Annotated in this window: 26 protein-coding genes; 16 read left to right on the top strand and 10 right to left on the bottom strand. The window is 38.0% G+C overall.

What is annotated here, in order from left to right; genetic code table 11:
* Positions 1–245 precede the first annotated feature (245 nt).
* Positions 246–842 (bottom strand): TetR/AcrR family transcriptional regulator, encoded by a 597-nt coding sequence (locus MHI22_RS22705; RefSeq protein ID WP_036127669.1) that lies wholly within the window; start codon positions 840–842, stop codon positions 246–248.
* A gap of 116 nt (positions 843–958) precedes the next feature.
* Between MHI22_RS22705 and MHI22_RS22700 the strand changes: the two genes are divergently transcribed.
* The 4 genes from MHI22_RS22700 (at position 959) to MHI22_RS22685 (ending at position 4406) form a co-directional block, all read left to right on the top strand.
* Positions 959–1687, top strand: coding sequence for an ABC transporter ATP-binding protein (locus MHI22_RS22700; RefSeq protein ID WP_036127672.1), 729 nt, complete (start codon positions 959–961; stop codon positions 1685–1687).
* Positions 1684–2700 (top strand): ABC transporter permease, encoded by a 1017-nt coding sequence (locus tag MHI22_RS22695; RefSeq protein ID WP_036127675.1) that lies wholly within the window; start codon positions 1684–1686, stop codon positions 2698–2700. Before MHI22_RS22700 ends, MHI22_RS22695 begins: the two co-directional genes overlap by 4 nt.
* 133 nt (positions 2701–2833) lie before the next feature.
* A complete protein-coding gene (locus MHI22_RS22690) occupies positions 2834–3706 on the top strand; it encodes an ABC transporter ATP-binding protein (RefSeq protein ID WP_036127678.1) in 873 nt (290 codons plus the stop codon).
* Positions 3699–4406, top strand: a complete 708-nt coding sequence (locus MHI22_RS22685; RefSeq protein WP_036127682.1) for a hypothetical protein — start codon at positions 3699–3701, stop codon at positions 4404–4406. The genes MHI22_RS22690 and MHI22_RS22685 overlap by 8 nt, the downstream gene beginning before the upstream one ends.
* A gap of 50 nt (positions 4407–4456) precedes the next feature.
* Here MHI22_RS22685 and MHI22_RS22680 read toward each other — a convergent pair whose 3' ends face one another.
* Both MHI22_RS22680 and MHI22_RS22675 read right to left on the bottom strand, forming a co-directional pair.
* A complete protein-coding gene (locus MHI22_RS22680; protein ID WP_036127684.1) occupies positions 4457–5191 on the bottom strand; it encodes a DUF4184 family protein in 735 nt (244 codons plus the stop codon).
* 69 nt (positions 5192–5260) lie between these two features.
* Positions 5261–5707 carry a DUF523 domain-containing protein gene (locus tag MHI22_RS22675; RefSeq protein WP_036127686.1) on the bottom strand — a complete coding sequence of 149 codons (447 nt, stop codon included), beginning with the start codon at positions 5705–5707 and terminating at the stop codon, positions 5261–5263.
* Positions 5708–5836: 129 nt separating this feature from the next.
* On the opposite strand from MHI22_RS22675, the gene MHI22_RS22670 reads away from it, so the two are divergent.
* From MHI22_RS22670 to MHI22_RS22650, 5 genes are all read left to right on the top strand, one after another.
* Positions 5837–6322 (top strand): NUDIX hydrolase, encoded by a 486-nt coding sequence (locus MHI22_RS22670; RefSeq protein WP_036127689.1) that lies wholly within the window; start codon positions 5837–5839, stop codon positions 6320–6322.
* A gap of 325 nt (positions 6323–6647) precedes the next feature.
* Positions 6648–7709: an iron-siderophore ABC transporter substrate-binding protein gene (locus MHI22_RS22665; RefSeq protein WP_340810127.1), complete on the top strand. Its 1062-nt coding sequence runs from the start codon at positions 6648–6650 to the stop codon at positions 7707–7709.
* Position 7710: 1 nt separating this feature from the next.
* The gene (locus MHI22_RS22660) at positions 7711–8745 is read left to right on the top strand and encodes a FecCD family ABC transporter permease (RefSeq protein ID WP_340812669.1); all 1035 of its coding nucleotides are present in this window, start codon (positions 7711–7713) and stop codon (positions 8743–8745) included.
* Positions 8742–9773, top strand: coding sequence for a FecCD family ABC transporter permease (locus MHI22_RS22655; RefSeq protein WP_058843291.1), 1032 nt, complete (start codon positions 8742–8744; stop codon positions 9771–9773). Before MHI22_RS22660 ends, MHI22_RS22655 begins: the two co-directional genes overlap by 4 nt.
* Positions 9773–10573 carry an ABC transporter ATP-binding protein gene (locus MHI22_RS22650; RefSeq protein WP_036127699.1) on the top strand — a complete coding sequence of 267 codons (801 nt, stop codon included), beginning with the start codon at positions 9773–9775 and terminating at the stop codon, positions 10571–10573. The genes MHI22_RS22655 and MHI22_RS22650 overlap by 1 nt, the downstream gene beginning before the upstream one ends.
* Positions 10574–11088: 515 nt before the next feature.
* Here MHI22_RS22650 and MHI22_RS22645 read toward each other — a convergent pair.
* From MHI22_RS22645 to MHI22_RS22635, 3 genes are all read right to left on the bottom strand, one after another.
* Complete coding sequence (locus tag MHI22_RS22645; RefSeq protein WP_036127702.1) at positions 11089–11604, bottom strand: DUF6886 family protein; 516 nt, start codon at positions 11602–11604, stop codon at positions 11089–11091.
* Positions 11605–11618: 14 nt separating this feature from the next.
* Positions 11619–12359: a class I SAM-dependent methyltransferase gene (locus MHI22_RS22640; protein ID WP_036127705.1), complete on the bottom strand. Its 741-nt coding sequence runs from the start codon at positions 12357–12359 to the stop codon at positions 11619–11621.
* 185 nt (positions 12360–12544) lie between these two features.
* On the bottom strand, positions 12545–13729 hold the full coding sequence (locus MHI22_RS22635) for a YbfB/YjiJ family MFS transporter (RefSeq protein ID WP_036127709.1): 1185 nt from the start codon (positions 13727–13729) through the stop codon (positions 12545–12547).
* A 116-nt stretch (positions 13730–13845) separates the two neighbouring features.
* Between MHI22_RS22635 and MHI22_RS22630 the strand changes: the two genes are divergently transcribed.
* From MHI22_RS22630 to solA, 4 genes are all read left to right on the top strand, one after another.
* Complete coding sequence (locus MHI22_RS22630; protein WP_271912623.1) at positions 13846–14736, top strand: LysR family transcriptional regulator; 891 nt, start codon at positions 13846–13848, stop codon at positions 14734–14736.
* Positions 14737–14926: 190 nt separating this feature from the next.
* The gene (gene guaD / locus MHI22_RS22625; RefSeq protein WP_271912622.1) at positions 14927–16294 is read left to right on the top strand and encodes a guanine deaminase; all 1368 of its coding nucleotides are present in this window, start codon (positions 14927–14929) and stop codon (positions 16292–16294) included.
* A 48-nt stretch (positions 16295–16342) separates the two neighbouring features.
* Positions 16343–17692 carry a uracil-xanthine permease family protein gene (locus MHI22_RS22620; RefSeq protein ID WP_036127721.1) on the top strand — a complete coding sequence of 450 codons (1350 nt, stop codon included), beginning with the start codon at positions 16343–16345 and terminating at the stop codon, positions 17690–17692.
* A 128-nt stretch (positions 17693–17820) separates the two neighbouring features.
* Positions 17821–18936, top strand: coding sequence for an N-methyl-L-tryptophan oxidase (solA, locus tag MHI22_RS22615; RefSeq protein WP_036127723.1), 1116 nt, complete (start codon positions 17821–17823; stop codon positions 18934–18936).
* A 47-nt stretch (positions 18937–18983) separates the two neighbouring features.
* On the opposite strand, the gene MHI22_RS22610 is transcribed toward solA, so the two are convergent.
* Genes MHI22_RS22610 through MHI22_RS22595 form a run of 4 tightly spaced genes read right to left on the bottom strand, consistent with a single transcriptional unit; the run spans position 18984 to position 22505 of the window.
* Positions 18984–19547: a 5' nucleotidase, NT5C type gene (locus tag MHI22_RS22610; RefSeq protein WP_271912620.1), complete on the bottom strand. Its 564-nt coding sequence runs from the start codon at positions 19545–19547 to the stop codon at positions 18984–18986.
* Positions 19548–19563: 16 nt separating this feature from the next.
* Positions 19564–20649 carry an FAD-dependent oxidoreductase gene (locus MHI22_RS22605; protein WP_271912618.1) on the bottom strand — a complete coding sequence of 362 codons (1086 nt, stop codon included), beginning with the start codon at positions 20647–20649 and terminating at the stop codon, positions 19564–19566.
* On the bottom strand, positions 20646–21758 hold the full coding sequence (gene ribD, locus MHI22_RS22600) for a bifunctional diaminohydroxyphosphoribosylaminopyrimidine deaminase/5-amino-6-(5-phosphoribosylamino)uracil reductase RibD (RefSeq protein ID WP_271913547.1): 1113 nt from the start codon (positions 21756–21758) through the stop codon (positions 20646–20648). The genes MHI22_RS22605 and ribD overlap by 4 nt, the downstream gene beginning before the upstream one ends.
* Positions 21759–21773: 15 nt before the next feature.
* Positions 21774–22505, bottom strand: a complete 732-nt coding sequence (locus MHI22_RS22595) for a GTP cyclohydrolase II (RefSeq protein WP_089932088.1) — start codon at positions 22503–22505, stop codon at positions 21774–21776.
* Between the two features lie 269 nt (positions 22506–22774).
* On the opposite strand from MHI22_RS22595, the gene MHI22_RS22590 reads away from it, so the two are divergent.
* From MHI22_RS22590 to MHI22_RS22580, 3 genes are all read left to right on the top strand, one after another.
* On the top strand, positions 22775–23410 hold the full coding sequence (locus MHI22_RS22590; RefSeq protein WP_036127739.1) for a TrkA C-terminal domain-containing protein: 636 nt from the start codon (positions 22775–22777) through the stop codon (positions 23408–23410).
* Positions 23411–23568: 158 nt separating this feature from the next.
* Positions 23569–24768 carry a quaternary amine ABC transporter ATP-binding protein gene (locus MHI22_RS22585; RefSeq protein WP_036127743.1) on the top strand — a complete coding sequence of 400 codons (1200 nt, stop codon included), beginning with the start codon at positions 23569–23571 and terminating at the stop codon, positions 24766–24768.
* Entirely contained in the window at positions 24761–25615 is an 855-nt protein-coding gene (locus MHI22_RS22580) for an ABC transporter permease (protein ID WP_141903573.1), read from the top strand. Before MHI22_RS22585 ends, MHI22_RS22580 begins: the two co-directional genes overlap by 8 nt.
* Positions 25616–25685: the final 70 nt, after the last annotated feature.

The raw sequence follows: 25685 nt of genomic DNA, 5'->3' as shown, positions 1-25685 counted from the left end.
CAGTAAGGCTTTAAAACTTGCTATGCCTATCGTGCTGGAATTTTTAATATCTTTTATCACATTGAAGCACTTAATAATAGGGGGCAATCTATACATTGTTCGGTTCAAATAAAATTCAACTAGATTGCTCTTACCGGTGGATGCTTGGCAGTCATTTTCTAATTGGTGTACTTTGCGATAGTTTAGCTAGTCATTTTTTCGTTAAACGAGATTGACAATTATCATCCCCAACCGCTACAGTGCCGTTAACTATTGGCTACTACATTTCCTAAAAATCGTAATAATCGAAAATGGAGGGCGACCATTTCTTCTACCGTTAAATTTTCATTGCCTTTGTCAAGCCACTCCTGAATTACACCCAGAATGGCAGATGCGATAAAGGCTTGTAAGTATTGCTGAAATTCCGGATCCTTTACTTCCTCACGAATCACTGATAATCTGTCCAAAATATGATTGCCAAAGATAGTTTTCATCTTTTGTGTAAAAGCAGGACTTCCTTGCTCTCCTAATAACATACGAAAGGCTGTTGCATGCTCTTTTATACATGTTATCACTTTAATAAAGGGTTGATAGAATTGACCCATTTTTAATGTTTGGAATGCTTCCACTGGTTGAACATGTTTGACATAGCGTTCTAATTCCATTAATAGCTCCTGTTGCAAATCCTCCATTACGTCATATTTATCCGTATAATGTAAATAAAACGTTCCACGATTGATTTGGGCCGCTAACGCTAAATTTTTGACGGTCACACGTTCAAAGCCGACCTCCTCTACTTGCTGGATAAAAACCTTTTTAATGGCTTGCTTTGTTTCAAAATTCATCTTTTCATGTACAGACACAAACTTCCCTCCAGTTACTTAACACTTACAGGCAAACTGTTGATTGTATTTGTTCACATGCTACCGTAAAATTTTTATCAAATCAACATAGTGTTCAGTGAAGGAGTGAGATCCATATGGGAAACCATGCAATCTCTATTAAAACCCTTGAAAAAAGATTTCAACATAAGCAAGTTATTGCCCCCCTTACCTTAGATATTCCCAAGGGACAATTGATGGGCTTACTTGGTCCGTCAGGCTGTGGAAAAACAACGCTAATTAAAATGATTATGGGCATGCTAAAGCCTGATAATGGCACTATTGAAGTATTAGATTTAGCTGTTCCACATAAGCAATTATTGAATGATATCGGCTATATGGCACAGTCAGATGCACTTTATACGGATTTAACTGGTGAAGAAAATCTACATTTTTTTGCCAAGCTTTATTCATTATCGAAGGCGGAGCAAATGGAGCGTGTAGCCTATGCCGCAAGCCTTGTTCGTTTGACCGATGACTTACAGCTTAAAGTGATGAATTATTCTGGAGGTATGAAACGTCGGCTGTCCCTTGCCATTGCCCTTATTCAAAATCCTAAGGTATTGATTTTAGATGAGCCAACGGTTGGCATTGATCCTGTTTTAAAAAAGGAAATTTGGCAAGAACTTATTCGTTTAAAAGAACACGAACATAAAACGATTTTAGTGACGACACATGCGATGGATGAAGCGGAAAGATGCGATCAATTAGCTATGCTCAGAAGCGGGCATATTATTGCACAAGGGACACCACAGGCATTAAAAGCCTTTTATCAGGCAAAAGATTTTGATGAAGTGTTTTTAAAGGCTGGAGGTGACGTACAATGAGAATGGGTGCTATCGTCACAAGAATCATACAACAAATGAAACGAGATAAGCGGACACTTGCTTTATTATTTTTAGCCCCACTTCTTGTCTTGTCATTAATGTATTTTATTTTCAATAGTAACGAGGCTTCTGTCACACTTGTCGTCTCTAATGGTCCCACACCATTGATTGACAAATTGAAAGAGACAGATTTTACAATTATTGAAGACGATGATTTTTCGAAAAAACAGCTACAGGACAAAGAGTATGATGGATGGCTAGCAATAGAGCAAAACGAACTAAAGTTAACTTTATTAAATGATGATCCTTCCCAGTCAAAAGCTTTAACAATGCAGCTTGCTCAACTTTTACAGACTTCTCAAGACTCCATAGGTAGTTTAGAAACAGACTATGTTTATGGTGATAAGGATACGGCCATTTTTGATATATTTAGTCCCATGCTCATTGGCTTCTTCGTATTTTTCTTTGTCTTTTTAATTACAGGGATTGCCTTGTTAAAGGAACGAACATCTGGGACATTGGAACGTTTACTTGCAACACCTATCAAACGCTCAGAAATTGTAGCAGGCTATATGGTCGGTTATGGTTTATTTGCCTTCCTACAAACAATTATTATCGTACTGTTTGGCATCTATGTGCTTGATATTGTCCATGTAGGCTCCATTTGGCTTGTCTTACTCATTAATATGATGATTGCCCTTGTATCGTTATCCTTAGGTGCCCTGCTTTCAAGCTTTGCCGCTTCAGAATTCCAAATGATGCAATTTATTCCGCTTGTTATTGTTCCACAAGTATTCTTTTCAGGCATTTTTCCGCTTGATAGTATGGCGGAATGGCTTCAAAATATTGGACGTATCATGCCACTTTACTACGCAGCGGACGCATTAAATGGGGTTATGTATAAAGGTTATTCCTTCAATGATATTATAATTAATCTCAGTATTCTTGCTTGTTTCGCTGTAGTATTTATTACCTTAAATATCATTAGTTTAAAAAAATATCGGTCGCTGTAAAAAATACAGTAAGGTTCTGTTCATCATCAACAGCTCCTTACTGTTTTTCAATAAAAATGGTTTCTTTTGCCATACATACTACAAATCATTTACAATGAAATGAATGAATTTCAGTATAAGTAGGTGCAGATTGATGAACATATTGCTCGACGCACGAAACATCACTAAGCAATACAGAGGTACTTCCATTTTAGAAAATGTCTCCTTTACCATCTACGACAATCAAATAATTGCTATTGTTGGAAAAAACGGATCTGGCAAAAGCACGCTCTTAAAAATGATTGCTGGGCTTATTACGCCAGACAATGGTTCCTTTATGTCTTCTAAACAAGCTTTAAACATTGGCTATGTACCAGAGGTTGCCCCTTCCACTATTCTATTTACCCCCAAGGAATATCTTCAGCATATGGGGCGAATCCGTGGGATGGCTAAACAAAAACTTTTATCGAGAATAAATGATTTATTAATACTATTTCATCTGGAAGATGTACAGGATACTAGAATGACCCATTTTTCTAAAGGTATGAAACAAAAAATAATGATTATGCAGGCTATGCTCAACGAAACGGACTTGTTAATATTAGATGAACCTTTATCAGGGCTGGATTTGCAAACACAGAATGATTTGGAAGAAACACTGAAGACGCTCAAACAACAAGGGATGACGATTATCTTATCCTGTCACGAAACAAAGCTACTGGAGCATGTCGTTGATACGATTCTAATGATTCACCATAAAGAAGTGATGCAAACGGATTTATCTGTTACTCCTACAACCTACAATCAATTAATTTTTGAAATTTCGAATATTACATACATAAAAGATCTATTACATGTAACGGAAATACAGCAGCAATCACCATTAGCGAATGGTTTTTATGAAGTGATTGTCCATATCCAAGCACAGCGTACTGACCATCTTTTACAACAGCTACTTGATAAAAACGCTTCTATTAAACAACTCATACCGATCAATGATAAGGAGAAGTTCATACAACATGATTAGTTTAGGCCGATATCAGTTACAAAATTATTTGAGAACCTATCAGTATATTCCACCTTTTTCTATTTTTATTTTATGTCTTGTTGTTAACTACACATTCGTCCCAAACCCTATATTAGATAGCTTTTCATTTACCTCTATAATCCTCTTTTTCCTGATGGGCTGGTTTACCGTCACACTATTTCATTCAGAGGATGAAGGGCAAAAAATGATAACGATATTACATGCAAATGGTGCGACATCTTATCATTTCAGCCTGTTTATAATTGCCATTTTGATTGCTTTTAGCTTAAGTATGGTTTCTGTTATTTATCCCACAGCTATCCATGCTTTTGCCGAGGAACCAAGCTTTACACACCTATTTCTTGGATTTCTCTCTCATGTTAGCTTAGCGATTTTGGGGATTGCTCTCTCTGCTATCTTTACAAGAGAGCTTGTCAAAAATAAACAAAACACTTGGTGGGGAGTCATTAGCGTCTTATTATTAACCTTGGTAGTCGCAACGTTAAAAGATTCAATCCCGCAAATGAAAGGTCTTATTTTGGTTCTACCACCACTCCATCTTTCTTTAGAAATAATGACTGTTGGCGATCAAATAAAATCCATCCCTAGTAAGTTCTATTGGCAGTTCATCTGGATACTAGTTTATGCTAGCTTCGTTATCTATGTATTTTTCTTTTTATCCAAACTGAAAAGGAGGTAACGAACAAAAGGACTCCCACTTAAAGGAAGTCCTGTCATGCTCGTTATTATTTATTTTTGCCAATATGTTTTCAATAAACAAATGGTTAGCAAGCTACAGAAAAATGAATCAATCATACGGACCACCCATACACCATAATTGCTAACTGATACCCCATCTATAATAGACCAGCAACATACATAGAAGATTGCTAATCCAAGTACCTGTATCCAGAAAAATAATTTTTGTTTAGGATGAATAGTGAGCAATGAATTCGTTGATTGATGGGCTGCTCTAACATAGACATAACCGATAATCAACGTAATGCCTACTAAAGTACTGCCATGCTGTAAGTATTTATAAAGGGGGAATTGAAAACCGAAAATGGGCATTGTTTCTGATAAAATAGATAGATGCGAAACCATAAATCCATTTTTATGTGTAAAGGAATCCCAAATGACATGTGTGAGCATACCCAAAAACGCTGAATAACCAAAGACAATGACATTGAGTCGTTTACTCCTGGAAGTTGTTTGGTTAGCTGTATCCTGTAAACATACTGGTAAATGATGAACTACATGCTGCCGAACATACTTACAATAAATGATGTAAATCACAATAATAAGAGGTAAATTAAAAATGAAAAATCCCGTTAAGCTATGACCTATCTCACCTATTGGTCTACCTCTAAAAAAATACTCAAAATCAGGTGCCATACTTCCTAGTACAAGTGCTGAAAAATGGATGTACTTACTTCGTCTTGAAAAAGGTAAAATTGCGGCTGGATGTGCGAATGTTAATGGCATATAAGCCACCTCCCACCAGTTCAGACGTTTCTAACTGACAAAGGTTACTCTCTCGTTAAAACCGACCTTTCATAAAAATTGCTCTTCTAATAGAACCTCAATCCCATACCTTCGTAGTAATGCTGTAGTTACCCCTTCACCCAATAATTTAGTACCATTGAACGCCCCATTATAAATCATTGCACTACCACAAGATGGACTATACTCCTTTAAAACGACCAGAGAGGCGTCTACTTCAAGTGCTTTTTGTAAAGTCGCATAGGCTCCTTTTAAATACAGCTCTGTGACATCACGCCCAGTCCTTTCAATAACGGTTGCTTTGCCATCAAGTACATCCCCTCCATTGCCTCCCACAATTTCAGCAGGCTCCCGAGGGGTTGAAAAACCGCCCATCAGCTCTGGGCAAACAGTAATCGCTTTATTTTCTAACATAAGCCTTTGTATTTTTTCATCTAAACTGTTGGTGCCATTATAACGAACACTTAACCCTGCTAAACAAGCACTTATTAATATCACAGCGATTCTCACTCCTTCAACTATCTTTATTAACTATAACACGCATACAGGATGCAATTTTGACGTGATAGAATGATTTCTTTGATACAATATTTTTAGTAACGACTAAATAGAAAAGGAGAAACAATTTTGGCTGAATTTACAATTTGTTTTCTAAAGAAGGGTGAACAAATTCTTTTATTGAATAGAAATTACCCAGCATGGATGGGAGCCTGGAATGGTGTAGGTGGTAAAATTGAACAGGACGAAACGCCATTAGCAGGTGCTATACGAGAAATTAAAGAAGAAACAGGTATTACGGTTGAAGAAATTACTTATAAAGGAAAAATCACATGGACAGATGGTGTTGTTAACTATGGCTGTATGTATGCTTTTATAGCAGAACTACCTGAATCTTTTACATATATAACACCTATAAAAGTTGCAGAGGGTATTCTTGATTGGAAGGACCTTACTTGGATTTTCCACCCTGAAAATGTTGGCATTGCAGATTTAAAACATTATTTACCAACAATGCTCAATGAGGCAACTAATTATGATTACATCTTCACTTATCAAGACAAACAATTAGTTCATATTTCTTCCACACCAATCGAACAAACATCTACAGTCTAATAGACAAGGAAGCCTCGTCCATGCAATAAGTGTAGGACGGGGCTTGCTTTCTAAACGTCTCTTCTAGGAAAAATTCGTTACATATACCAATTTAGGGATGTGTAATTAAGGATAATAGTTTAAGAATTCTCAACCAAGAAGTGCGGGGCATTTCCGCTTTTTTCTAGCTCAGTTTTTATACCGAATATCGTATAATTGTGATAAAGCAAAAAAACATCAAAAATGCAAAAATATTTGTTGACTTTTACTGAAATTAGCGTAATATTTTTCTCTGAATGATAAGGATTATCATTATCATTTTTTAAAATAAAGTGAGGTAAAAAAAATGTCAAAAATTAAAAATTCTATGTTCATAGTAATGCTTTTATCATTAATGGTTTTAGCTTTAGCAGCATGTTCTGATTCATCTAATAAAGACACTGCTAAAAAAGAAGAACAAACAAAAGACAATACATCAGAAACTACTGATGAACAGCAATATCCGATTACAATTAAACACGCTTTTGGTGAAACTGTTATTGATAAAAAGCCTGAGCGTGTAGCAACAATTGCTTGGTCTAACCATGACGTTGCACTATCACTTGGTGTAGTGCCAGTTGGTTTCTCTGCAGCTAACTATGGTGTACAAGATGGTAGTGGTATGCTTCCTTGGACTGCTGAAAAATTAAAAGAGCTTGGTGAAGAAAATCCGAATATTTATCAAGATACTGACGGTTTAGACTTCGAAGCCATTGCTGACTCTAACCCAGATGTCATTCTTGCTGCATACTCTGGTATTACGCAAGAAGAGTATGAGACATTAAGTCAAATCGCACCTGTTGTAGCCTATAAAGAAACTCCTTGGGTAACTTCTTGGCGTGACCAAGTTACATTAAACGCTCAAGGTATGGGTATGGAAGCACAAGGTCAACAATTAATCAAAGACACTGAAAAATTGATCCAAGATAAAGTGAATGAACATGCTGCTATTAAAGGTAAAAAAGCTGCATTCGCTATGTTTACTCCAACAGATTTATCAAAATTCTATGTTTATACACCTGCAGATCCACGCGGTGAATTCTTAATGGAATTAGGTATGGAATATCCTGAAAGCGTTACAAAACAAATTTCGGATGATAGCAGCTTCTATATTGAATTAAGCGCTGAAAATGCAGATGCTTTAGCTGATGTAGAAATCTTTATTGCTTACGGAGATGAAACAACTTTACCAGCATTACAAGCTGACCCAATTTTAGGGAAAGTACCTGCTATTCAAAATGGGAATGTTGTTGTTATTGGTGATAATACGCCACTTGCAGCTGCTGGTACCCCTAGCCCACTATCAATTGCCTATACAATTGATGACTATTTATCATTAATCTCAGACGTAGCAAAAAATATAAAATAATATGAATAAGATACAAGCTACCGAACAGAAGCAGTTATTTATCCCTAAAAATTTCGCTAAAGTTTTGCTTTTTCTTATCATTTTTCTTGCGTTATGTGTAATTGCTTCGCTACTATTCGGTTCTCGTACAATTGGCTGGACTGGACTAATGGATGGCTTGTTCCATCCTGATGTTCAGTCACATGAAGCCGTTGTTGTTCGAAAACGAATCGTCCGAACAATTTTTAGTTTACTGTGTGGTGCGGCATTAGGCGTTTCTGGGGCACTAATGCAAGCCGTTACACGTAATCCAATTGCAGATCCAAGTATTTTGGGGGTAAACACAGGGGCATCACTTTTTGTCGTTTGTGGTATCGCCTTTTTAAACATTAGTTCAGCCAATCAATATATATGGTTAGCAATAGCGGGTGCCATTATCACTGCTATTTTTGTATTTGGAATAGGCTCTATGGGTGCAAGTGGTGCTACACCATTAAAGCTTGTACTTGCAGGGGCTGCTACAAGTGCCATTTTATCTTCATTAGTCGTTGCGATTATGATTCCGCGTACAAATGTAATGGATCAATTTCGATTTTGGCAAGTTGGTAGTGTAGGAGCTGGAAGCTGGGACGCTATTCAGCTATTTATTCCATTTTTAGTTGTAGGCCTATTGATTGCCCTCTTCACTGCTCCAGCACTAAATGCTTTAGCACTCGGGGATGAAGTGGCAACTGGTTTAGGTGTTCGTACTGGTACACTACGTATGTTTGCAGCACTAGGTGGCGTTCTTTTATGTGGGGCTGCTACCGCTCTAGCAGGACCTATTGGTTTTATCGGTTTATTAGCAACTCATGTTGTCCGCCTTATTATAGGACCTGATATACGCTTTATCCTTCCTATGTCTGCTTTAACAGGAGCAATTATTTTAACGTTTTCAGATGTTTGTGGTCGACTTCTCGGCAGTCCTGGTGAGCTAGAGGTGGGTATTTTAACAGCCTTTATTGGTGCCCCTATCTTGATTTTAATTACGATGAAAGCGAAAATGCGTGCGTTATGATGAATGAAACATTGATATCCATAATGAAAGGCAGACAACGAAGAAAAAGACGCTTTGTCATAATAACTTCTGTACTGACTGTTATTTCCATAATACTGTGTTGCACAATGCTAATGCTTGGTAACACGATTTATCCTGTTGAAGATGTTATCCGTGTTCTCCTTGGCCAACATGTACAAGGTGCCTCTTTCGCTGTAGGCACAATTCGATTACCACGCATGTTAGCTGGTACATTTGCTGGCTTTGCATTTGGTGTTGGAGGTTATATTTTCCAAACTATGTTGCGCAATCCTTTAGCAAATCCAAATGTTATTGGTATTACAGCTGGTTCAAGTGCTGCTGCTGTATTTTGTATTATTGTCCTGCAAGCAAGTAATATCGTTGTATCCATCGCCTCAATTATTGGCGGTTTAGCTACTGTCCTAATTATTTATGCTTTATCAAGAGGCTCTTCTTTTTCAATTGGCAAATTAATATTAATCGGGATTGGTATTCAAGCAATGCTAAATGCATTCATCTCTTATTTAATGCTAATTGGCAATACACATGATATTCCAAGTGCCATGAGATGGTTGAGTGGGAGCTTAAATGGTGCGAAAATGGAGTCACTCTATCCATTAATGATGATCGTCATTGTATTTACACCTGTACTGTTATTTTTCGGGAAGCATTTAGAAATGCTTGAGCTTGGTGAACAAACATCCACCTCTCTAGGTGTAGACACAAACAAAACAAGAATCATTTTAATGCTTTGTTCTGTATTAATCATTGCACTTGCTACAGCAACTACAGGACCGATTGCCTTTGTTGCATTCCTTGCTGGACCAATTGCCAAAAAATTAGTTGGTGTCGGGTTTTCAAATATACTTCCAGCTGGTCTAATTGGTGTTATTTTAGTATTGGCTGCTGATTTAATTGGTCAATTCGCATTTACAGCTAGATATCCAGTAGGTGTTATTACAGGAATCATTGGTGCACCTTACTTAATTTACTTGTTAATTCGAATCAATCGAAAGGGAGATATATGATGAAACCAACACATACGCTTCAGGCTGAACATATAACATCTGGTTACGAGCAAAAGACGATTTTAGAAAATGTCAGCATTGCTATTCCAAGTAATAAAATTAGCATTATTATTGGTGCGAATGGTTGCGGAAAATCTACATTATTAAAAACAATGGCACGACTGATTAAGCCAACCGGTGGTCATGCCATGCTAGATGGCAAATCCATTCATCAAATGCCACCAAAACAATTAGCTCGTGTGTTAGGACTTTTACCTCAGTCCCCTATCGTTCCTGAAGGAATTACAGTTGCTGATTTAGTTGGCCGTGGTCGATTTCCTCATCAAACATTATTTAAAGGTTGGTCCAAACAAGATTATGAGGCAGTTGCAGAAGCTCTTGAAATGATGAACATTACAGAGTTTGCTGACCGCAATATCGATGAACTTTCAGGTGGTCAGCGTCAACGTGTGTGGATTGCTATGGCATTAGCGCAACAAACTGATATTTTATTTTTAGATGAGCCAACAACATTTTTAGATATTACATATCAAGTTGAAATTTTAGATTTACTAACAGATTTAAATAAAAAATATGGTACAACCATTGTCATGGTATTACATGACATTAATCTTTCTGCCCGTTATGCGGACTACTTATTCGCATTAAAAAATGGTCGTTTACTTGCAGAAGGTTCGCCAAAAGATATTGTGACAAGTGAGTTAATTAAAGATACATTTGACTTAGATAGCATGGTTATTGAAGACCCTGTTTCTAAAACACCTTTAATTGTTCCTGTTGGCCGTTATCATGCTGTCTAGTTATAAAGGGAATGTTGTTGAAAAAGGATCATGTTACTAGCAGAAAAAGACCTTTTAGCAAGGCGAGGGGCTAATGTCCATTCCGCCAGCATCCTTTCCAGGGGGCGTCCGTTGAGCCGCTTCACTTACTGCGTTCGCTCTAGTGTCTCGTCTGTGACGTTAAATCCCCTAGGAGTGGTACTGATTCCACTTCAATCAACCATTCTGCAAAAGTATCTTTTCCTTTTTCATTCAGTAGTGAACACCACTATGAACGATATACCTAAACCCTTTAAAACTACCTCATTTTGATCGTACTGGAAGACGAGATTGAAAATTTGTTAGAGTAGTACTTTAAATATCTTTCTCCACATCCTGCATCTAATACATGCTTTCCATCTGGCTCTTCCACCAAAGAATAGATGGTAGGGTTCAATGAATATCACCCTGCTTCTCGTAATTAGCTGTATACCTTTATCTAATTAATAGACAAACAAGCCTCGTCCATGCACTAGCAGCATGACGAGGCTTGTTCTTTAGTGTCTTGGCTGTGCAAAGCGCATCCTGCACATCGACCAATTTAAGCTTGTATACTGGATTTCGTCATGGATATCCCACAAGCGATCCACTATTCGCAATTCAACACTCCGTTCCAATAATGCTTTAGCTATATCGTTAACCTCAGAGACATTAATGGGCATTTGTATTAATTCACTTGTATAATAACCTGCATTATCATCCAGTAATGTGAATCCATTACTATCAAACTCATATAGGTAAAGTCTCGTATTCTTCAATACTTCAAACCATTTGTTTTCAATGACCACTACATGAGAAGCTTGTGCTAAATAATGCCCTCTATCTTGCTCTGTTGTTTGTACCCCTGCATGAAAGCAAACACGAGGACAATCTCTCGGCGTTAAATAATTTGGCAAGCATCTCTCATTGATGGCCCATACAAGCCCTTTGGTTGCATCTAAATCTGCTCGCTCAGGTAGTCGAGGATGAAACATCGTAATAGTAGGGTTCTCACTGACATGAAATAAACGCATGGATTCACTCTCCTTTATTTTCTAAGTTTAAAGACGATAAAATCTGCACAATGCAAATCTTCCTCAAATTGAGGATACTTCTCTAGCATGTCTTGTGATGGCTTTGGCTCTACAATAGCTTCAATGGTAAAGCCACTTTGAATAATGGCTTGCACATAGCTTGTTAATGTACGGTGATACAGCACAATTGAGGGGTCAGCATCTAGTTGTTGGTAAACCCCTTCATAAAAATAACGCTGGATTTTCCAATACTGTTGATCTAGCTGCTCATGTCTTATCCATCCACTATTTGGTGTCACAAAACATGGATGCAGAATTGAAAAAATAAAAATGCTATTAGGTTTCAAAAGACGATACATTTCATGCAATGCAGCCTTGTAGTCCTCTAAATCTTGAAGAACCATATTTGACACAATACCATCAAATTGCTCATCTGCTAGAAACGCTAAATTTTCACAGTTCCCGTGTAAAAATTGAATAGCTTCCTGCTGTTGTGTTCTTTCCATAGCAATATCCAGCATTTTTTGTGAAAAATCAACAGCCGTTACGCTTGCCCCTTTCTTCGCTAGTAACCTACTTAAATATCCTTCTCCACATCCTGCATCTAATACATGCTTTCCATCTAGCCCTTCCAGTAAAGAAAAGATGGTGGGATTTAACAGTACTACACGATGATTGTCACCCTGCTCATCGTAGGTAGCTGTATACCGCTCTGCATATTGATTCCAACGTTGAATAGCTTGTTCTGTGTTCATATAAAGTCCCCATTTCAATGTAGAATCGTAACGTTACGTCCTTTGTGCACTTATCTATTTTTCCATATAAAGAAAAAAATATATAGACTTTTATTATATTTTTTAATATCATGTAGATAGAGGCACGGCTTCTTTAAGTAAATGATAAAGCCAGAAATCCAAATAGGATTTCTGGCTTTTATGCGCTATATAGAAATTGTATGTTCTGCAGCAGCTTCTTTTTTTACAGTTAGCCATCTACCAATTACCATAACGAGCAATGCAAGAAACACGATGACACCAGCAAATACAAGTGCTGCTTTATAGCTACTATAAACTTCAACCAGCTTTCCTGCGACGATCGGTCCGATAATTTGTCCAAAAGCATAAAAGGTTGTTAATAAAGATACAACAAAACCGCTCTGTGTCGGGAAAAGCTGTCGTGCATAGGAAGTAGTTAACGTGACAATTCCTACAAAGGTCAGACCAAATAAAAATGATGCTAACAATACGCTCCATACAGTTTGTGAAAATACGGGTAATAGGATGCCAATCACTTGAAGTATGTATGCCACAAACAAAATTTTTATCGCTGAAAACTTCTCCAATAAGACCGTCCAAACAGGTGCTGATGGAATAGCTGCAAGTCCCACAATAACCCAGCTGTAAGAGGAGTAAGCTTGGAGAGAAGGGATATTATGAATAATATCAACCAAAAAAGTACCTGTAATAATATAGCCTAATCCCTCTAAGCCATAGGATAGAATCAGCCATGGCATAAAGCCTCTTGTCATTTTGGTATCGAGCGTTTTCATCACTTTTATGCTGTCTTGAACCTCTAAATTTCTCCACAGAATAAAGGTAATGAGTAAAAAGATAGCTGATAGCATACCTAAACCTAGCCATGTTCCCTCCCAAGCAAATTTCGCTTCTATTGTAGGAACACATAAGCCAGAAATAGCAATTCCCAAACCAATGCCACTAAATACATAGCCAGACCATCGCGATAATGAATGTCTCGCCAAATAATCCATCATAATGCTAGACGTTAAAACAAAAATAAGCCCACCTGTAATGCCTGCGATTAAACGGAGAACTAGCCATACAGAATACACCTCTAGCAAGCCCATTAATCCCACCGATAGAACATTGAAAACGACACTTGCCAATAAAATATTTTTACGTCGACGATGAATAAATCCTGCCCATAATGCGCCAATGAAATAGCCAATATAATTGCTTGAAGCCAAAAATCCAGCCACCTCTAACGAAAATCCTACATCATGACGCATAAATGGCAAAATCGGTGTAAATGCAAATCGACTAATTCCCATTGCGACAACTAGTAATAAAATTCCTCCAAAGACAACCCCCATATGCTGTCGAGTCATTTTTATCCCCCTCCCCTTTTTCCTACTGTAATTATAAGGATACAGAGCGTAAATTAATAAATCTAATATATAATGTATATAAAATCATAAAAAAAATTAATGAAAGGTGCTTGCATATGAATTTACACGCTTTACGGCTATTTACAAAGGTGGCTGAGCACAATAGTGTTTCCAAAGCGGCACAAACGCTTATGATTAGTCAGCCTGCTGTCACCATTCAAATACGAAATTTAGAAAAAGAGCTAGGTTTGACCCTGATAGAATCCAAAGGGAGAGGCATTGCATTAACACCAAATGGCACGTTTTTATATAAACAGGCACAGCGATTATTTGATTTAGAAATCGATATTGAATATAAAATTGAACAACTGAAATATACAGGCAATGAGGAATTACAAATTGCCTCGACGCATGTGCCTTCCCATTTTTTACTGCCCAAATGGTTGGCTCATTTTAAACAAATTTATCCAGCAACAAATCTCCATTTAAAAACGGCTAATTCACAGCAAGTCATTGAGGAATTATTGCATTATAAAGCTGACTTAGCCTTTATCGTTAAAGAAGATGGCCATCATCCTGATATTAATTATCAATTTCTGATGAATTTAGATTATTGGTTTATCGTGCCATACAGTCATCCATTAGCAGGTCAAACGGTTTCCCTCGCAGAACTTATGGAACAGCCCTTTGTGACAAGGGAAGACGGGAGTTCCACAAAAGAATATTTAAATGCTTTATGTAAAGTGCATAAAATTCCCCCACCGAAAGTAGGACTGCAACTAGATGGAATTAATGAATCGATCCATGCTATTGCAGCAGGTTTCGGAACAATGCTAGCTCCGTCCATAGCAGCTTCTAGCTTTATCCAGCAGCAACAGGTTGCCCGTGTTTTTATTAAGGATATTGATATTCAACGTCCTATCTATCTTTGTACACGAAAAAATGAACAGCACCATTCCCCCTCCTTTCATAACTTTCTTCATATCATCAATGAATCCATTCTATAAAAAGAAGGCACGCTAAAACATGTGCCTTCTTCTCATCCATCAATGCTTGTCAAAGCTGTAAAAATGTAGTTGGACAGCTTCTTTTTTTCTTTCACAAACTCATTAATATTCGTTTTTTATAGACTTCATAGTTTATATAGCCTATAATAATCCGTGTTATTATCAATAAACGAACATTAAGGTGGTTTTTATGACTGAATATACGTATATTTTCAAAGGGACAGCTTTTACTAGTAAATCTGCTACTGAAGTTCAAATTTTAAAAGATTATTTGTTTTTCATAAATGCTGATGGCATGATTGATAAAGCAGTCGGTCCAGAACGTACTGATTACCAACAACTATTAACTACATATCAACATCAACCTAATTTCCATCCATTAGCTGAAGGTCAATATTTCTTACCAGGATTTGTTGACTTGCACGTTCATGCACCACAATGGGCACAATCGGGTACAGCCTTAGACATTCCACTTTATGACTGGCTAAACACTTATACGTTCCCAATCGAATCAAAATTTTCGGATTTAACGTTTGCACAAGAGGTTTACGAGGATTTAGTGAGCACGCTGCTTGCCAATGGCACAACAACATCCTTATATTTTGCGACAGTTCATAAAGAAGCTAGCATACTGTTAGCTAAAATCTGTGCTGAAAAGGGCCAACGTGGCCTTGTCGGAAAAGTGGTCATGGATGATCCTGAGCAAAATCCCGATTTTTATCGAGATGCAAACACACAAACCGCATTAGCTGATACAGAAGAGTTTATTTTAGCGGTAAAAGAATTAGCGAAAACAACTAAACAAGGTGTTTACCCCGTGGTCACACCTCGCTTTATTCCAAGTTGTACAGATGATGCCTTAATAGGCTTAGGTGATTTAGCAGCGAAATACGATACTCATATTCAATCTCACTGTAGCGAAAGTGACTGGGAGCATGGTTATGTCAGAGAGAGATTTAATAAGAATGATGCAGTAGCCTTACATGATTTTGGTTTATTAGGTGATAAATCGGTTATGGCTCATTGTAACTTTTTAAGTGATGATGATGCTCAATTATTTGCTGAAACAGGCACTGCCATTGGTCATTGTCCAATCTCTAATGCCTATTTTGCTAACAGTGTGATTCCAATCGCCCGCTTCCATGCAATGGGCATTGATATTGGATTAGGCTCAGATGTTTCAGGGGGATTTTCTCCAAGTCTTTTTGATAATGCAAGACAAGCTGTTATGTCATCAAGAATGTTAGAGGATGGTGTCGATACAACCCTTGCAGCTGAAAAACGAGGTGTGCCAAATTCACGTATTACCATTAATGAAGCCTTCTATCTAGCCACTGCTGGTGGTGGTAAAAGCTTAAGCCTTCCAATTGGGCGTTTACAAGAAAACTATACATGGGATGTACAAATTATAGATACAAAAATCCCTACTGCTAAGCTTCCAATTTTTGATCAAAAGGAAGATTTACTCGATATATTCCAAAAAATAATGTATCTTGTACGCCCAGAAAATATCCGTGAGGTATGGGTGCAAGGAAGTAAAGTTCATGCGAGAGACTAGTCATTCTCTTATTCATTAAAAATCTATCATTTTGAGGTGTACAACTTCGTGAAAACGCAACATAGTAAACGAACAAACGAAACAAGAAAAACACAATTAACCGTATTACCAGATGAAAAAATCTCGTTCAGCCAATCAGCTCTACTAGGTTTACAGCATGTCATGGCCATGGATGTTTACGTTGTGCCATTTTTAATTGCCATGCTCATTGGTCTACAAACAGGGCAGGCAGGTGCATTAATTCAATCCACCTTTATTGCGGCAGGAATTGCGACTATTGTACAAACCCATTTTTGTATGAAATTACCGATGGCACAAGGCCCTTCCTATGTTCCACTAGGGGCTATTGTTGGAATCTATGCGGCAAGTGGCAGTGGTGATTTAGGCTGGAGCACTGTGCTAGGTGCCAGCTTAATCGGTGCTATTTGCGTCATTATTTTAGGCTATACAGGCATTTTCAATAAAATTGTTCAAACATTTATTCCACCGATTGTTGGCGGTACGATTATCTTTGTTGTCGGTCTTTCCTTAATGCCTGTCGGTTTAAGTGATAATATTTTTAATGGAGCAGGTGCATCCATTAATCAGAACATCTATTTAGCTTTGATTTCAGCCATTGTATTAATCATTTGTGTCATGTTAGGGACAGTCTTCCACCAAAAAGGGCGTCTATTCCGTATTGCATCTGTCATCATTGCCTTAATCGGCGGCAGTATTGCGGCAAATAGGATGGGTGTTTTAGATTTATCTCCTGTATCACAAGCAAAATGGTTTAGTATGCCGCAAATTCCATTTGCAGATTTCGGCTTTAGCTTTAATATTTCAGCCATTATCACAATGGTCATTATTTATATTGTCTTAATGGCGGAAACAACAGGAACATGGTTTGCCATTAGCAATGTCATCGACAAACCATTAACAGATCAACAAATTAATCGAGGCGTTATTGGTGAAGGCATTGGCTGTTTTATTGCTTCATTACTAGGCTCTACACCTGTGACGGGTTACTCTACAAATGCAGGTGTTATCTCAATTACAGGGATTGCGAGCCGTCGAGTATTTATAGCAGCAGGTATTTGGTTTATCATCTTCGGCTTCTCTGGTAAATTAGCGGCACTTATTTCAGCCATTCCTTCAGCAGTCATTGGTGGTGTATTTGTCATCGTCTGTGGCATTATTGCCATCAGCGGATTACAGGTGATGAAAAATGAACATATTGGCGAAAAGGAAATGTATGTCATTGCGATTCCTGTCATTTTAACGTTAGCTCTGACATTATTGCCTGATGATTTCCTTTATTCACTACCTACAACCGTTCAATATTTATTTGGATCGCCTATCGCAACCGCTGCGCTAGTAGCGATTTTCCTTAATAAAATTCTACCAAGCTCAAAATAGCAAGTATCTACAATGCATAGCACCTCTAGTCCATTTGGATTGCAGGTGTTGTGCCTATTTATTTTCTAAAATTTCTGTTTCCTTCCCTGCTAATCTGTTATACTAGAGCAAAAAAGTAGGGATTCAGAATGGTATATGATGTCATAATAGTTGGTGCTGGCTCCATGGGGATGGCGGCTGGTTATTATTTAGCAAAGAAAGGTAACAAAGTTCTTATGCTAGATGCCTTTACTCCCCCGCATGAAGAAGGTAGTCATCATGGAGATACAAGAATCATTCGCTTTGCTTATGGTGAAGGGGCTAGCTATGTACCTTTTGTAAAAAGAGCTGGTGAGCTTTGGCAAGAGCTAGAGTCTTTAGCCAATGAGAACTTATTTTTACAAACTGGCGTAGTCAATATTGGAGAACCAACCTGTGACTTTATTCAGAATGTCAAGGCAAGCTCAGCACTCTATGATTTAGCACTCGAACATTATTCAGCAGCGGAAGCGATGAACAAATGGCCAGGGCTATTCTTGCCAGAAGATTTAGTGGCTTGCTTTGAGCCGACAGCAGGCGTCCTTCGGGTAGAAGCATGTATTCGAGCATATCAAAAATTGGCGTTAGAGGCTGGTGCAAGCTTACAGACGAATGAAAAAGTACTTGCTATTCAAGCTGGAGAAATTGTACAGGTGCAAACTGTACATAACCTTTACAAAGCAAAGCACTTAATAGTGACGGCTGGTGCATGGGCAACCGAGTTACTACAAACGATGGGCGTAACCATCCCAGTTACCCCAACACGTAAAACGTTTGCATGGTTTGAGGCAGATGAGGAGCTTTATCGTGATGAAAATTTCCCAGCCTATTGCTTTGAATTTGCAGATTCAACCTACTACGGCTTTCCTAGTATTGATGGAGCAGGATTAAAACTTGGGCGACATGATGGTGGCGAAGTGATCAATCCAAATACTCCTTTGCGCCCATTTGATGATGCAGATCTTGTTGATTTACAAAATTTCATTCATCAGTTTATGCCCAAGCATGGTGCAATAAAATACGGCAAAACATGCAAGTATTCGATGACTCCTGATGAAGATTTTATAATTGACTTTTTGCCTAAACATCAAAATATTATTATTGCTGCAGGTTTTTCGGGCCATGGCTTTAAATTTAGTAGCGCTGTAGGGGAAGTACTAGCGGAATTAATTGTAGATGGCAAAAGTAAACAGGATTTATCAACCTTTAAGTTGAATCGATTTTAAAAAAATAAAGATTGGTACAACGAACGCATAATCGTTGTACCAATCTTTTATTTTTGTATCAGCACTTGAAACTCTTGCCAATCATATAAACGTGGAAGATTCACATGCTGGTTATAGGATTGATTTTTTAAGATCACCTTTGTTGTCACATCATGAAGTGTTTCCAGCACTGTTGGTTTATCATCTACATAAACATCTAACGCAAGCTCTTTTATAATATTGACTTTTTCTGCATCCTGCATTCCACAGAAAAAATGACCGTCCGTTATTGGAAAACCTTGCGCCTCCATCCATGCTCTTGTTTGTGCACAGTATTGTTTGGGACGAGATGTAATATAGTAAATATCATGCCCTTGCGCCGCTAGAGCTTGGAGCGTTTTTATTGCCCCCTCAAAAGAAGGACAGTCCGTAAAATAAATCTCCTCCATTGTACTATTCCACATTGCATAACCTTCTTCGTCTGTTAAACCAAAAGGCTCATGTATTTCTACACGTTGTAAGGCTTGAAAGGTTTTAAAGGAAACATTTTTACCTAGTTTTTTATTATAGAGTAAAAAAGCGTGTGCTCGTAAATCAATTAAAGTGTCATCTATATCAAAGCCAAATTTCATCTAGTTGTTCGCCCTTTCAAGAAGCCTTATTTATAAAGTTAGAAGCAAATGTTTGCTCTTTTTCAATTTGTTTTGCTAATACTTCCTCAATGGCTTGCTTACGCATTTGTTGAAAATCTTGTACATTAAATTGTGCTAACGTGTCTTTATTTAGCAAAGATGCCAAACAATCGGCATCCTTTAGAGCACTATTTAATCCAAATGCCCCAGTTGGTGTCATCGTATGGACAGCATCACCTAACAATACAATGCCCTGGGTACCCCAACAGTCACAGTGACTACTAAAAACATCTAATAACACAAAATCTTTCCAAGATTGAATATGCTCTTGTACTGTATTAGCTAATAGTGGAAATTGTGTTGTAAGCTGCTGGATAAAAGGAGTAAAAGCTTGTTTGCGCAGCTGAGGGAAACTACCCTGTTCGATATTCCAGCCTATTTGAATATAACCACCAACTTGCGTAAACAATGACAGCTGCTTATCATCGATTAGTGCCATTTTTATCGAAGGTTCCCAATTTTGGGGTGCAGGAATTTTAGCCCATAGTAAATCAAAGCCATGTTTCTGTTTCTGAACATCAATATGTGCTTCCTTACGAATGGTAGAATAGCGACCATCTGCACCAATAATTAATTGGCTATCAATTTTAATAGTGTTTCCATTTTTTATTGCTATAACTCCTCTATAATGACCAGAAGTGTCTACGATGAGCTTTGTTACCTTTGTATGTAGCAAGCATGTAAAGTTGGGAAACGGCCGTGTATTTTGTAAAATTCCCTTTAATAAATGAGCTTGTGGGACATGTATGCCTAAATGACCTACTGCTTCATCAGGAAAAATCGTTTTAAAGGCGTTACCATCTGCGTAATACTCCAGCTTCTCCATTCGTAATATACCGTGTGACTCAACTGCCTCAAAAAGATGATGATTTTTTAAAACAGCCTCGCCCTCTTCATTTAAGTGCTCGCCTCGAAATGACTGACCAAGTGCTGCGTTTTGCTCAAGTAGGATCACTGTTAGCCCTTTTTTGGCTAGTAAGTAGGCTAACAGTGCGCCAGCTGGTCCTGCCCCTACTATACAAACATCTGCTTGATAGTTCACTTTTCTTCACCTTGCTTTGGATAAGCAATAATACGCAAATCCTCGCCTACCTTATCAAATGAAGTCCATTCAACATTCCATGCCTCATTCATTTGAGAAGGACTATAACCAGCAAACGGTGTTAATGATAGATTCCCACCGAGAACTTTAGGCGCTATATACACCACATATTTGTCGATCGCTTCTTGCTGTAAAAAAGAAGCATTTATTTTACTTCCTCCTTCGAGCAAAATATCCGTAATGCCATGTGTATAAAGCTTTTCAAGCATATCATCAAGCTGAAGTCCATATTCATTTTTACGTACTGGTAAAACCGTCACACCTTTGTCTGTAAATCGCTTCATTTTTTCTTGGCTTACGTCCTCACTACATACAAGAATCGTATGTGCTTCCTCCGTATTTAACACATTTGCATAATCGGGTGTGCGTAGAGAACTATCCATAATAATACGTGTTGGATTTTTTCCGTATCCTTCTTTTAATCTTGTTGTTAAAGTAGGATTGTCAGCAATGACTGTACCCACACCGACTAAAATTCCATCTACTTCATGGCGAATATAGTGAACATCCTCACGTGCAGCCTCGCCAGTTACCCATTTAGAATGCCCTGTATGTGTGGCAATTTTCCCATCTAAAGTCATAGCAAATTTGGAAATAACAAATGGGCGTTGTGTCAGCATATTGTGGATGAAACGTTCATTAACACGGCGAGCTTGTTGCTCCAAAACTCCCACCTCAACTACTATTCCCGCATCCCGTAGCAATTGAATGCCTTGCCCTGCTACAGCTGGGTTTGGATCTTGCATGGCTACCACAACTCGACTTACACCAGATTCCTTCACTAGCTTCGCACAAGGTGGTGTCTTCCCATAATGCGAACAAGGCTCTAACGTTACATATAATGTAGCATCTTGTGCATGCTCTCCAGCCATACGAAAAGCATGCACTTCAGCATGTGGTTCACCTGCTTTTCTGTGTAAGCCCGTGCCTACAATTACGCCATTCTTCACGATCACAGCCCCAACAAGTGGATTAGGGTTCGTATTTCCTTTGGCACTCGCTGCTAAATCGAGTGCTAATTGCATATACTTTTCATCAACATTTGCCATCATCACAACCTCCACCTATTGTTTTTCGCGCATATGTCCAGATTTTTCAACTTTTGTTTCTAAATAAAAACGATTTGTCTCTGTCAAACCGCCCCATAATGGAACATGCCCTTCGGCAGCCATACCGCGAGCCTGTAAAGCAGCCAATTTCTTCGGATTATTTGTAATAAGTGTGACAGGTTTTGTGCGTAGAGTAGCTAATACCGCAAGTGCCTCGTCATATGAACGAGTATCATCTGGGAAGCCGAGTGCATGATTTGCTTCTACTGTATCTAGCCCTTCCTCTTGTAATAAATAAGCAAGAGATTTAGAGAATAACCCTATGCCACGACCTTCATGATCGGCTAAATAAAATATAGCGCCACAGCCGTGCTCTGCGATCATTTTCATGGATTCATGCAACTGGTAGCCACAATCACAGCGCTGACTGCCAAAGATGTCACCAGTGTGACAAATACTATGCATTCGGATTAAAGCATCCTCGGAATGGGTAAAATCACCATACACCAGCACAGATGATTGTTGCAAAAATGCTAAATTGGCATTTGCTAAACCATCAATAATTTCCTCTTTCGTTAAATTTGCATCAACTGTTAGCCAGTTATACCATTGAAATGATGCAGAAAAATCGCCTTGTTTTACAGGCAAATTTACTGGGCCAACTAGACAAATATTTTCTGTATTTGTATGCTTCACGATTGTCATTTTATCCTTCACTAAGTCCATAACTTTAGTCGTAATTGTCATATTAATCTCCAACCTTCTATAGAAACAGTTGGCTGAATTCGCCAACTGAGCACATGTATTTTTACATCACTTACATAACGTAACTTAGTTTATAATAATAACTAAAAAGTGTCAAACAACAGCTATTATTCTTTTAATATAAATGATAGATACCAAAATTTTAGCATTACTTTTTCATCATATACCACTAGCTTATGGAGGTGCTATTTTTTCTGTGCAGGCTAGTCTATAATAAGCTGTGGTACTGTAATGACGAAAGGAAGTTTAAAATGAACTTAGAAAAAAATGTTCAAGTAAAGCAGCCAAAATATCAACAAATAGCCATCGACCTTGCCTCTAAGATCGTAGAAAGAAAATACCGCATTGGCGATAAAATATACGCAAGATCCTCTCTTGCAAGTCAATACAATGTTTCAGCAGAGACTGCGAGAAGAGCCATTGCCGTGTTACAAGACTTAGAAATTGTTGAGGCTTCTAAAGGTAGCGGCGTAATTATTAAATCGTATGAAAAAGCAGCACAATTCGTCAGACAGTTTCATGATGTTCAATCCATTCACGAAATACAAAATGAACTATTGACGAGTATTCAAAAGCAGCATCATGAATTAATTAATTTACAAGACAAGGCAAAGCAGCTCATTAGCCGCACTGAGCATTACCGTTCGGTCAATCCATTCATTCCTTATCAATTAGAAATGACAGCTGATAGTCCATGCATTCATCAAACTGTACAAACCTTAAATTTTTGGCAAAATACATCAAGCACCATTGTCGGTATCCGACGTGGCAATGAATTATTACTATCCCCTGGTCCTTATGTCTCATTTGAGGAAGGTGACATTATTTATTTTGTCGGAAATGATGAAAGCTTCGCCAGAGTTCAAAGCTTTTTATATCCAAATTAAAAACCGTTTAAACGCTGATATAACAGCGTTTAAACGGTTTTTTTCTTATTAGTCGATTTGACAAAAGTAACAACTCTTTGTTACAGTAAGGTTGTTACTTGTTTATTTTTGGGTATCATTATCCTCACATAGTAATAATCTACGAAAGGAGTGCTTCTATGGAAAAAATTAAAATAGAACACGTATCAAAAGTGTTTGGTAAACATATTCCCCAAGCACTAGAACTCGTTAAACAGCAAAAAAGTAAAACTGATATCTTAAAAGAAACAGGTGCGACTGTTGGTGTATACGATGCAAGCTTTACGGTCAACGAAGGAGAAATCTTCGTGATCATGGGACTGTCAGGAAGTGGTAAATCAACACTTATACGGCTCTTAAACCGCCTTATTGAACCAACGAGCGGAAATATATATATCGATGGAGAAAATATTTCTACTATGGGAAAAGAAAGTCTACGGACTGTCAGAAGAAATAAAATGAGTATGGTTTTTCAAAACTTCGGTTTATTCCCCCATCGCACATTACTTCAAAATACCGAATATGGCCTTGAAGTTCGAGGTATTTCAAAGCAAGAACGCCAAGCAAAAGCGGAACAGGCTCTCGAAAATGCTGGATTACTCGCATACAAAGATCAATACCCAAGTCAATTATCAGGTGGTATGCAGCAGCGTGTTGGGTTAGCACGTGCCCTTGCCAACGATCCTGAAATACTATTAATGGATGAAGCTTTTTCTGCACTGGATCCATTGATCCGTAAAGAAATGCAAGATGAGCTACTTGATCTACAACAAAAATTGAAGAAAACTATTTTATTCATTACACATGATTTAAATGAAGCATTACGTATTGGGGATCGCATCGCCATTATGAAGGATGGTTCAATCATTCAGATTGGTACAGGAGAAGAAATATTAACCAATCCAGCCAATGACTATGTCAAAACATTCGTGGAAGATGTGGACCGTTCGAAAGTATTAACAGCAGAAAACGTTATGGTGCGTCCTGTTTATGTCAATGTAGACCTTGACGGTCCTAAAGTAGCGCTTAAACGTATGCGTCAAGAGGCTGTCAGTTTATTAATGGCTGTTGATAAAAATAGACATTTAAAAGGCTTTATTACAGCTGATGATGCACTGGCTGCAGCTAAAAAACATGAACAAACAGTCCATTCTATTGTGCAATCAGAGGTGTTAACTGTTCCGCCAGATATGCTTTTACAGGATATTTTAGGAATGATCTATAATTCACCTACTCCTATTGCAGTTGTCAAAGATGACCGCTTACTGGGTGTTCTGATTAGAGGCGTTGTCATCCAAGCACTGTCAACGAGCGATGAGGAGGCCGAAGCACATGAATAATTTTTTAGATAATATTCCAACAATTCCACTAGCTACGTGGGTTGAATCAGCTATGGACTGGTTGACGAGTAATTTTTCAGCGTTCTTTAACACGATTCAACAATTTGGAAAACTACTCATGAATCAGGTCACTGATTTACTAATTAGTATCCCAGCCATTATTCTTATATTACTTGTCGTGATATTTGCCTTCTTTGTAGCTGGTAAAAAATTCGGGCTTGCCGCATTTTCATTAATAGGCTTGCTGTTTATCTATAACCAAGGATTATGGACTCACCTTATGGAGACAACCACGCTTGTAATCTTTTCAAGTATTATATCCATCATCATCGGTATTCCACTTGGTATTCTAATGTCCAAATCAACAATAGCTGAAAACATTATTAAACCAATACTCGATTTCATGCAAACAATGCCTGGCTTTGTGTACCTAATCCCAGCAGTTGCCTTCTTCGGTATCGGGATTGTGCCTGGTGTCTTTGCTTCTGTTATTTTTGCTTTACCCCCAACTGTACGTATGACAAACCTAGGTATTCGTCAGGTACCAAAGGAATTAGTAGAAGCCGCAGACTCTTATGGTAGTAAGGCTAGTCAAAAACTATTTAAAGTAGAAATTCCTCTTGCGAAATCAACGATTATGGCAGGAATTAACCAAACCGTTATGCTATCACTTTCTATGGTAGTTATCGCCTCTATGATTGGAGCTCCAGGTCTAGGACGTGAAGTATTAACAGCCTTACAGCGTACACAGGTTGGGAATGGCTTCGTTGCAGGCTTAGGCTTAGTTATTTTTGCGATTATCATTGACCGTTTAACACAAAGCTTCAATAAAAAGAAAGCTGTATAGAATATAGTTAATCTTTCTCGCCTGCAGCCATCAAGCGATGGGTGTCGGCAGTTTGATACAAAACGATGAA

This window comes from Lysinibacillus sp. FSL L8-0312 (genome assembly GCF_038003285.1).
GTDB classification, from domain to species: Bacteria; Bacillota; Bacilli; order Bacillales_A; family Planococcaceae; genus Lysinibacillus; species Lysinibacillus fusiformis_D.
The sequence above is the reverse complement of the archived record's forward strand: the minus strand, read 5'-3'. Positions and strand labels throughout refer to the sequence as shown.

Bases quoted from the DNA above. Each gene is read 5' to 3' on its own strand.
- MHI22_RS22630 (WP_271912623.1), top strand. From the start codon at position 13,846: ATGAATTTACACGCTTTACGGCTATTTACAAAGGTGGCTGAGCACAAT.
- MHI22_RS22655 (WP_058843291.1), top strand. From the start codon at position 8,742: ATGATGAATGAAACATTGATATCCATAATGAAAGGCAGACAACGAAGA.
- solA (WP_036127723.1), top strand. From the start codon at position 17,821: ATGGTATATGATGTCATAATAGTTGGTGCTGGCTCCATGGGGATGGCG.
- MHI22_RS22665 (WP_340810127.1), top strand. From the start codon at position 6,648: ATGTCAAAAATTAAAAATTCTATGTTCATAGTAATGCTTTTATCATTA.
- MHI22_RS22590 (WP_036127739.1), top strand. From the start codon at position 22,775: ATGAACTTAGAAAAAAATGTTCAAGTAAAGCAGCCAAAATATCAACAA.
- MHI22_RS22685 (WP_036127682.1), top strand. From the start codon at position 3,699: ATGATTAGTTTAGGCCGATATCAGTTACAAAATTATTTGAGAACCTAT.
- MHI22_RS22700 (WP_036127672.1), top strand. From the start codon at position 959: ATGGGAAACCATGCAATCTCTATTAAAACCCTTGAAAAAAGATTTCAA.
- MHI22_RS22660 (WP_340812669.1), top strand. From the start codon at position 7,711: ATGAATAAGATACAAGCTACCGAACAGAAGCAGTTATTTATCCCTAAA.
- MHI22_RS22690 (WP_036127678.1), top strand. From the start codon at position 2,834: ATGAACATATTGCTCGACGCACGAAACATCACTAAGCAATACAGAGGT.
- MHI22_RS22580 (WP_141903573.1), top strand. From the start codon at position 24,761: ATGAATAATTTTTTAGATAATATTCCAACAATTCCACTAGCTACGTGG.
- MHI22_RS22595 (WP_089932088.1), bottom strand. From the start codon at position 22,505: ATGACAATTACGACTAAAGTTATGGACTTAGTGAAGGATAAAATGACA.
- MHI22_RS22635 (WP_036127709.1), bottom strand. From the start codon at position 13,729: ATGACTCGACAGCATATGGGGGTTGTCTTTGGAGGAATTTTATTACTA.
- MHI22_RS22585 (WP_036127743.1), top strand. From the start codon at position 23,569: ATGGAAAAAATTAAAATAGAACACGTATCAAAAGTGTTTGGTAAACAT.
- MHI22_RS22680 (WP_036127684.1), bottom strand. From the start codon at position 5,191: ATGCCATTAACATTCGCACATCCAGCCGCAATTTTACCTTTTTCAAGA.
- MHI22_RS22645 (WP_036127702.1), bottom strand. From the start codon at position 11,604: ATGCGTTTATTTCATGTCAGTGAGAACCCTACTATTACGATGTTTCAT.
- MHI22_RS22695 (WP_036127675.1), top strand. From the start codon at position 1,684: ATGAGAATGGGTGCTATCGTCACAAGAATCATACAACAAATGAAACGA.
- MHI22_RS22610 (WP_271912620.1), bottom strand. From the start codon at position 19,547: ATGAAATTTGGCTTTGATATAGATGACACTTTAATTGATTTACGAGCA.
- MHI22_RS22650 (WP_036127699.1), top strand. From the start codon at position 9,773: ATGAAACCAACACATACGCTTCAGGCTGAACATATAACATCTGGTTAC.
- guaD (WP_271912622.1), top strand. From the start codon at position 14,927: ATGACTGAATATACGTATATTTTCAAAGGGACAGCTTTTACTAGTAAA.
- MHI22_RS22640 (WP_036127705.1), bottom strand. From the start codon at position 12,359: ATGAACACAGAACAAGCTATTCAACGTTGGAATCAATATGCAGAGCGG.
- ribD (WP_271913547.1), bottom strand. From the start codon at position 21,758: ATGGCAAATGTTGATGAAAAGTATATGCAATTAGCACTCGATTTAGCA.